General features: G+C 71.7%; 8 protein-coding genes and 1 pseudogene. 6 read left to right on the forward strand and 3 right to left on the reverse strand.

Annotation, left to right across the window (positions count from 1 at the left end):
- Nucleotides 1–808 (reverse strand): AfsR/SARP family transcriptional regulator (locus KDL01_RS36715; protein WP_212533322.1); only part of this gene is annotated, 808 nt, incomplete at its 3' end.
- Between the two features lie 715 nt (nt 809–1,523).
- Between KDL01_RS36715 and KDL01_RS36720 the strand changes: the two genes are divergently transcribed.
- Entirely contained in the window at nt 1,524–2,432 is a 909-nt protein-coding gene (locus tag KDL01_RS36720; RefSeq protein WP_212533323.1) for a phytanoyl-CoA dioxygenase family protein, read from the forward strand.
- Nucleotides 2,433–2,555: 123 nt separating this feature from the next.
- Nucleotides 2,556–3,764: a GNAT family N-acetyltransferase gene (locus tag KDL01_RS36725; protein WP_212533324.1), complete on the forward strand. Its 1,209-nt coding sequence runs from the start codon at nt 2,556–2,558 to the stop codon at nt 3,762–3,764.
- A gap of 22 nt (nt 3,765–3,786) precedes the next feature.
- Here KDL01_RS36725 and KDL01_RS36730 read toward each other — a convergent pair whose 3' ends face one another.
- A complete protein-coding gene (locus KDL01_RS36730) occupies nt 3,787–4,002 on the reverse strand; it encodes a hypothetical protein (RefSeq protein ID WP_212533325.1) in 216 nt (71 codons plus the stop codon).
- On the opposite strand from KDL01_RS36730, the pseudogene KDL01_RS45690 reads away from it, so the two are divergent.
- The 3 genes and pseudogenes from KDL01_RS45690 to KDL01_RS36745 form a co-directional block, all read left to right on the forward strand.
- A pseudogene (locus KDL01_RS45690) lies at nt 3,992–4,153 on the forward strand (FAD-dependent oxidoreductase); the annotation flags it as partial. The gene KDL01_RS36730 and the pseudogene KDL01_RS45690 sit on opposite strands and share 11 nt — an antisense overlap.
- Nucleotides 4,154–4,167: 14 nt before the next feature.
- The gene (locus KDL01_RS44160; protein WP_281415804.1) at nt 4,168–4,644 is read left to right on the forward strand and encodes an FAD-dependent oxidoreductase; all 477 of its coding nucleotides are present in this window, start codon (nt 4,168–4,170) and stop codon (nt 4,642–4,644) included.
- 83 nt (nt 4,645–4,727) lie between these two features.
- Nucleotides 4,728–5,627 (forward strand): LysR family transcriptional regulator, encoded by a 900-nt coding sequence (locus tag KDL01_RS36745; RefSeq protein ID WP_368861724.1) that lies wholly within the window; start codon nt 4,728–4,730, stop codon nt 5,625–5,627.
- An 11-nt stretch (nt 5,628–5,638) separates the two neighbouring features.
- On the opposite strand, the gene KDL01_RS36750 is transcribed toward KDL01_RS36745, so the two are convergent.
- Nucleotides 5,639–6,256 (reverse strand): TetR/AcrR family transcriptional regulator, encoded by a 618-nt coding sequence (locus KDL01_RS36750; RefSeq protein ID WP_212533328.1) that lies wholly within the window; start codon nt 6,254–6,256, stop codon nt 5,639–5,641.
- Between the two features lie 205 nt (nt 6,257–6,461).
- Here KDL01_RS36750 and KDL01_RS36755 point away from each other — a divergent pair.
- The coding region (locus KDL01_RS36755; RefSeq protein WP_212533329.1) for an MFS transporter at nt 6,462–7,988 on the forward strand (1,527 nt) is incomplete at its 3' end.

Raw genomic sequence — 7,988 nt, forward strand, 5'->3', positions numbered from 1 at the left:
GGGCGGGAACGGGCGCCGGCGCCGGGACGGCGGCCTGGGGCGGCGTCTGCGGGTGCTGCGTCGCCGCCTCGCCGGGCTCGTGCAGCAGCTGCTGGTGCAGCTCGGTCAGCTCCGGCGAGGGCTCGATGCCGAGCTCGGTGATCAGGAGCCTGCGGGTCTCCCGGTAGACGTGCAGCGCCTCGGCCCGCCGCCCGCCCCGGTGCAGCGCCTGCATCTGCGCCGACCTGAGCCGCTCGCGCAGCGGGAATTCGCGGGTGAGCATGCTCAGCTCGGTCACCAGGTCGTCGCCCGCCCGGATCCGGACCTCGGCGCACAGACACTCCTCGAGCAGGCTCACCCGCTGCTCGTCCAGCTCCGCCGCGATCCGGCCGACCAGCGCGCTGTCCACGTTCGCCAGCGCCGGCCCGTGCCACAGCCCCAGCGCGGCGCGCATCCGCGCGATCGCCTCCTCGAGCGCGCCGGCGGCCAGCTGCTTGCGGCCCGCGCAGGCGGTCTCGGTGTACCCGTCGAGGTCGAGCGTGTCGCCGGCGCCGAGCTCCAGCAGGTAGCCGGGCCGCTGGGTCCTGATCGTGCTGCGGCTGCTCGCGGGCAGCGCCCGGCGCAGCCGGGAGACGCCGATCTGCACCTGGTCGCGGGCGGTGGCCGGGGGAGCCTCCCCCCACAGCGCCAGGATCAGCCGGTCCACCGGCACCACCCGTCCGTGTTCGAGCAGCAGCATCGCGAGGATGGTCTGCTGGCGGCGTCCGTTGAGCCGGACCGGCCCAGTGTCATGGGTGACGGACAGGGGTCCGAGCAACCGGAATTCCATGGTGTATGTATCCGATTCGAGCGAGGGCGGGCTGCGTTGGTGGGAGCGCGCAAGCCGCGTTGCCGCCCGGGCAGGCGTGGTGGGTGCCCGGGCGGTCGCGCGGGTGGTACGGGTGGTGGTGGAGTGCGGGTTCGACGGCGTCCTTGCCGTCAGACGCCCGGCCGGAGCGGGCGCCGCGGGACACCGATGTCCGCGGAATCAGAACCCTGGAATGTGGAGATCCGGCGCCGGGAGAATCCGGTGAGGGTCAACAGCCGGAGGTGTAACAGAAAAGACACAGGCGGTGGAGTGCGAGGGTCCGCGGCGCGGAACCGGCGACTCGAAGCGCCGTGTATCCATCAACCGGTGCTTTCCCCATGAGCACTGTCGATCTCCCGTGGTGACGATTCAGTTGCGACCCGCACGGATACTACCAGCGACTTCAGGATCCTGTATAGACACGCGGTATCGCGGCGCAATCCCGCTGTGACCGGAAGCCACCGGTTCGAAGCATTGAAGTCTGCTGTTACGGGGCCGTTTCCGGGGCGCTCACGGTGTCGGTGTTCGATGCCCTCCGTGCGTCCCCGGTGAGTGCGGAAGGTGTCATCGTGGCCTAATTCGGCATACCGATACGGCGTACGGTCCGCCGGGCGAAGGTCTGAGCGCTTCACGGTCGGCCCGCGACGACTCCGTCGTGCTTATGGCCATTTCACCTCGGACGCCTATCGTCGGAGGCATGAGGACGCTGACCGACTCCGGCCCGCACGCCGCGGACCCGGAGACCCTGCGGGCCCGGCTGAGCATCGACGGTTACCTCTATCTTCGTGGTCTGCTGCCCGTGGCGGCGGTCGAGCGGGCGGGCGCCGCCGTGCGCGCGGCGCTGGCGGCGGGCGGCTGGGCGGACGCCGAGGGGCGCCCGACCGGCGATCCGCGCGCGCTCAACGCCCGGGAGGCCGTCTCCGACCCGGCCTACCTGCGCGCGGCGAGTACGCCGCCGTTCAACCGCATCCCCTACCTCGATCCGCTGCGTTCGACGGTGCGCAGCCTGCTGGGCCCGGATGCGTTCTCCTATCCCGTCAAGGTGCTGCGCGCGGTCTACCCCGAGGGCCGAGAACCGCCGCGCGGACGGTACGTGCACGCGGACTATCTCGGCACGGCCGTCAACGACATGCTCACCTCGTGGATCCCGCTGATGCCGATCCCGCGGCGCCTCGGCGGCCTGGCCGTGCTGCCGGGCAGCCACCGCGCCGGGCCCCGGCCGCTGAAGGTGCTGGGTGAGGCGGAGGAAGGCTGGGCGAGCACCGACTACGCGATGGGCGACGTCCTGATCTTCCACTGTCTGACCTCGCATGCGGCTCTGCCCAACCGCGGCGACCGGCTGCGCCTGTCGCAGGACAGCCGGTGGCAGTGCGGCTCCCAGCCCGCGCCCACCCGGATGATCTACGGCCCGAAGGACCCGGGCCGGGGGGAGGCGTTCGGCCGGCTCTTCCACGACCGCCCCTGGTGGGAGCCGGTGCCGGCGACCTTGCGGACGATGCCGCGGGAGCAGTTGTACGAGATGCCCATGTGGTCGCGGTTCTTCCCGGTCGACGCGCACCGCTGGCGGGAGCGGGTCGCGATCCGCAGGCGGCACCCCGAGCTCTGAGGCCGGGACGAAATCCGTGGGCACAAGCGCCGAGCGCAAATCACTTGACCCGCAGCCGAACCGGCGCTGGACTGTCCCGGGCGCGGCAGGTCGCGGCGCCGATCGCGAGGAGGCACCGGCGGTATGCAGATCCGTTCCACGACCGAGCAGGATCTCGAGGTCTTCCTCGAGACGTGTCACGCGGCGTTCGGGCTCTTCGTGGAGACCCCGGTCGACGGCGGCGGCCTGTGGTGGTCGGCGATCGAGATGGACCGCGGCGTGCTCGCGCACACCGCGGACGGGCGGGCGGTGGGCACCGCGGGCGCGTACTCGTTCGAACTGACGCTGCCCGGCGGCGGCCTGGCCCCGGTCGGCGGGGTGACCGCGGTCGCGGTGCTGCCCTCGCATCGGCGCCAGGGCGTGCTGACCGCCATGATGCGCCATCAGCTCACCGAGCTGCGCGCCCGGGGCGAGGCGATGTCCGTGCTGCTGTCCTCCGAGGCCCTGATCTACCGCAGGTTCGGCTACGGTCCGGCCACCTACACCGAGAAGATGACGGTCGACCGGCACGAGTCCGCGTTCGCCCCGGCCCGGGCCGGCATCGCACCGCAGCCCGGCTCGATCGAGGTGCTGCGGCGGGCCGAGTGCGGCGAGATCCTGAACGAGGTCTACGACCGCTACCGCCGCGCGCAGCCCGGCGCCGTCTCCCGTCCGGCGCACTGGTGGAGCTCGCGGGCCGGGCAGGCCCCGGTCTCGGCCGCGCCGCGCTACATCGCCCTGCACCGCGACGCCGACGGCAGGCCGGACGGCTACGCGAGCTACCTGCGCGAGGACAGCACCCTGACGGTCGACGAGGTCATCGCCCTCGACGACGAGATCGCCACGGCCCTGACCCGGTTCGCCCTCGACCACGACCTGGCCACCCAGGTCGTGTTCAAGCACGTGCCGCCGGACCACCCGCTGCGCTGGCAGTTCGCCGACTTCCGCGCCGGCCGGCTCGGCGGGCAGACCGACTGGCTCTGGGTGCGCCTGCTCGACATCCCGGCCGCCCTCGAGGCGCGCGGCTGGTTCGCGGACGGGGAGCTCGTCCTCGACGTCGACGACCCGTTCCTGGGCGAGCGCTCCCGCTACCAGCTGAGCGTCCGCGACGGCAAGGCCGCGTGCGTCCCGACCGATCAGGACCCTGACCTGTCTCTGGACGTCAGCGACCTCGGCTCGGTCTACCTCGGCGGCACCGTTCCAAGCACCCTGATACGGGCCGGGCACATCCGGGCGCACCACCCCGGCGCGGCCGCCCGCGCCGACGCCCTGTTTCGCACCGACCGCCAGCCGCACTGCCTGCACTGGTTCTGATCGCGCGCCGGACCGGACCGTATCAGAGCACGCCGACTGGTGCGGTCCGCTTCCTTGCCGACGTGATCGGGATCGGCTCGAACATCGGCGGCTCCTGCTCCGGCAGGAGCGCGGTGGCCCCGTACAGCCAGTCCACGAAGGAGTAGTCGCAGGTCTCCCGCTCGCGCAGCAGGGCATTGCGTTGCTCGCGCTCCGGGCCGTCCAGGTGCCACAGCTCGCCCCGCCTCGTGCTCGCCACCGGATCGCACGCCCGCCGCCTGTCCGAGCTCCCCGGCGAACTCACGCTGCGCGGACTCGACGACGCCCTGGCCCTGCGTGCCCGACTGGCGAGTAAGCCCTCTGTCGTCGTGATCGGCGGCGGCCCGCTGGGTATGGAGGTCGCGTCCGGCGCGCTGGCAGCCGGATGCCGGGTGACAGTGGTCTCCCAGGGAGTTCCGCTTACCGGCCAGCTCGCCCAGCCCTCGCCGAGATCTTCCTCGCTGACGCGACCGAGAACGGCCTCGAAGTCGTCGAGACCGCCGTGGCCAGGCTGGAGGAACGCGGCGGCGCAATCCGTGTCGTCCTCGCCGAAGGCGCCGTGCTTGAGGCGGAGCTGGTCGTGACGGCGGTCGGCGACGTCCCCAACACGCGCTGGCTGGCCGACACCGGCCTGACCCGCGACGGCGTCCTCGAGGTCGACGCGCGCGGCCGCGTACGCGAGGACATCGCCGCGGCGGGTGACCTGCTGCCGGTCGAGGGACCGCCGGAGTACGTGGACGGCGCACCCGGCGCCCCGTCTCTCCTGCGCTGGACCCGGACGGACGGCAGCGCGGCCGCCGCCGCGCTCAACTACCGCATCCCCGTCCCCCGCCTGCGCCGCCTGTGCCGACCCGGCGCGTAAGGTGGCTCATCGTGACCGATCCGGACCAGACTGACGACCCCTCGGCGACGGACTCGACCGGCTCCGCTTCGGCGGGCTCCGCCCTGGACCGCCTGGCCTCGGTCAACCTCAACCTGCTCGTACCGCTGCTCGCCCTGCTCGAGGAACGCTCCGTCACCAAAGCCGCCGAGCGGGTGGGACTGTCCCAGCCCGCGATGAGCCACGCGCTCGCCCGGATGCGCCGCCTGCTGGGCGACGACCTCGTGGTGCGGCAGGGCAGCGGCCTCACGCTCACCCCGCGCGGTGCCCAGCTGATCGCGCCGCTGCGCGCGGCCCTGCGCCAGACCGCCCGCGTGGTGAACTTCCCCGCCTTCGACCCCTGCGTCGACCCGCGCGTGATCACCGTCGCGATGACGACCAGCACCGCGTTCGTGATCGGACCGCACCTCGCCCGGCTGCTCGGGCAGCGCGCCCCGCGCGCCACGCTGCGGCTGCGCACGATCTCGGTGCCGACCGAGGCCACGTTCACCGAGGACGGCGTGGACGTCGTGCTGCTGTCCGAGGGCTTCAGCTCGCCGCACCCGCGCGAGCGCCTCTACGACGACCGCATCGTGGTCCTGGCCTCACGGGACGCACCCGCCGAGGCCACCGCGCTCGACCTGCTCAGAACCCAGCCGCATGTCGTGGTGGACACCGAACGCCGCGTCTTCCCGTACGCCGCCCTGGACGAGATGGGCGTGGACCACCGCGTCGGCGCACTGGTCTCCGACTACCTGCTCGTGCCCTACCTCGTCGCCCGGTCCGGCGGCGTCGCGCTGCTGCGCTACCGCGTGGCCACGACCATGCGCGACCTGGTCGACCTGCGAATCGAGGAGTTCCCGGAGAAGCTGCCCGGGCTCGGCATCGACATGGTCTGGAACCCGCACCTGGCCGACCAGCACTTCGTCGGCTGGCTACGCCGACTGCTGCTCGACGCCGCCCACGCGATCTGCCGGGGCGGCTGAGCCGGGCCCGATCAGCTCGGCTCGGTCAACAACATGCTCCAACTCCCCGCGAGCTCCTCGAGCATCTGATCCCGGCTCAGCTTCCACTGCGCCCGCCCCCAGTTCTGCGCGACGAAGTCCAGCTGCGCCATGGCCAGCACGCCGCGGAAACGCCGCTGGTGCGGCTCGAACCGCCCGGCCGCGCTCAGCCCGTCCTCGATGTCGCTGATCGCCTCCTCCATCCACTGCTCGACCAGGTCGGTCAGCTCCGGATCCACCACCGCGGCGTCCCGCCCGATCCGGATGATGGGGTGGATGACCGGCCAGTTCTCGGCCGTGCGGCGCAGCCAGCCGGCGATGGCCGCCGGGCTGCCCCCGGCCACGACGGCCACCAGGTCCTGCGCGGTCGAGCCGTGCTCGGCCGAGCGCTCGCGCTGGAGCGCCTCGTTCAGCCGCTCGTCGATCAACGCCTTCATCAGCGCGCTGCGCGAGGGGAAGTACGCGTAGAAGGTCACCCGGGTGGTGCCCGCGGCCGTCGCGATGTCGTCGACCGTGGTGGCCGCGTACCCCTTCGCCGTGAACAGGTCCAGGCCCGACTCGAGCAGCAGCCGCCGGGTCATCTGCTTCTGGGCCTCGCGCAGTTTCGCCATGGAGGCACTGTACCGCTGCCTGAATGTCGAATGGTCGGCCTGTCACTTGGAATTACGCCGTGAGTTTTTACTTGACGTCGAGTAAAGCGTATGGCAGCGTTCACGAGAAACCGCGTGGTGGCGCGGGTATCGAGCCCCCCTTCAGTCGCTGAACCCGAGAGGCCGCGTTCCGGCCTCGAGGGCAGGCTCCCGCAAAGGAGCGGAAATGAGTCACACAAGCGCACGCCCGGCGCGCTACGGCGCGACCCTCACGGCGGCGTGTCTCGCCGTGACGGTGGCCCAGGTCGCGTACTCGCTACCCGGTGCCCTCAACGGCACCTTCCAACAGGTCTTCGACATCAACGGGGCCCAGCTGACCTGGATCAGCGCCGCGTTCGCGACCTGCATGGTGATCTTCGAACTGACCTTCGGCGTGATCGGCGACCTGTTCGGCCGCAAACGGCTCCTGCTCGGCGGCACCGTGCTCGTCGTGATCGGCGCCGCGCTCTGCCTCGACGCGCACAGCGTGCACCTGATGATCGTGGGCCAGGCCGTCGCCGGCATCGGTGCGGGCGCGCTCTACCCGATCTCGCTGGCCATGATCGCCGCCGTCGCCCCGGACTTGCAGGCGCGCACCAAGGCCATCGCGCTGTGGGCCGGCTTCCTCTCCATCGGCGCCGCGATATCCCCGCTGATGGCCGGCCTGTTCGCCAAGTACGGCAGCTGGCGCGGCGCGTACGGCGTCGTCATCGGCGCCGCCGTGATCTCCTTCCTGGTCTCGCTCCGGGCGAAGGACTCGCGCGCCCCCGAGGGCCGCAAGCTCGACATCCCCGGCCAGGCCACCCTCGCCGTCGGCCTCGTCGCGCTGCTGTGGGCACTGACCCAGGGCTCTGCGGACGGCTTCCTCAAAGGGCAGATCGTGCTCGGCTACGTCATCGCAGCCGTCTTCCTCGCCGCGTTCGTGGCGATCGAGCTGCGCACCGCGTCCCCGCTGCTGCACCTGAACCTGTTCGCCAACCGCGCCTTCGCCATCTCCGGCATCACCGCCGTCGTCGGCATGTTCGCGTTCCTCGGCACCTGCTACTCGATGAGCATCTGGCTCGGCGCGGTCCAGCACGTCGAGGCGCTCAAGATCGGCATCCTGTTCCTGTTCATCCAGGTCCCCGCCTTCCTGCTGGTCCCGGTCGTCTCCCGGCTCATCCACAGGGTCTCCCCGCGCTGGGTGCTCACCGGCGGCTTCGCCCTGATCGCGGTGGCCGGATTCTGGTGCTCCACCTTCGAGATCACCACCGCCACCTGGACCGCGTTCATCTCCCCGCTGCTGTGCCTCGGCCTCGGCTTCGCCCTGACCGTAGGCTCGATCACCGCCGTCGCCCTCAACACCGTCGCCCCCAACCTGGCCGGCATGGCCAGCGCGACCACCAACCTGCTGCGCGACTTCGGCTTCGCTCTAGGCCCCGTCCTCATCGGCGCCGTCGGCACCTCCCTCGCCAACAGCAAGCTCGACAAGGGCCTCAACCAGGCCCTCGCCACCTCCGGCCTCGACCAAGCCCACGCCGGCGCCGCAGCGGGCATCGCCCGGCAAGGCGGCGCCTTCGCCATCAACTCCCTCCAAGTCGTCCCAGGCCAGACCCCCGTCCCGATGCCCGCCAGCCTCCACCAACTCGCCTTCACCTCCCTCGGCAGCGCCGGCAACATAGGCTTGCTCGCCTGCGGCATCTGCGCCCTCGCCTCCGCCGCCCTCACCCTCCTC

The sequence above is a fragment of the Actinospica durhamensis genome (assembly GCF_018139695.1).
Classification (GTDB): Bacteria; Actinomycetota; Actinomycetes; order Streptomycetales; family Catenulisporaceae; genus Actinospica; species Actinospica durhamensis.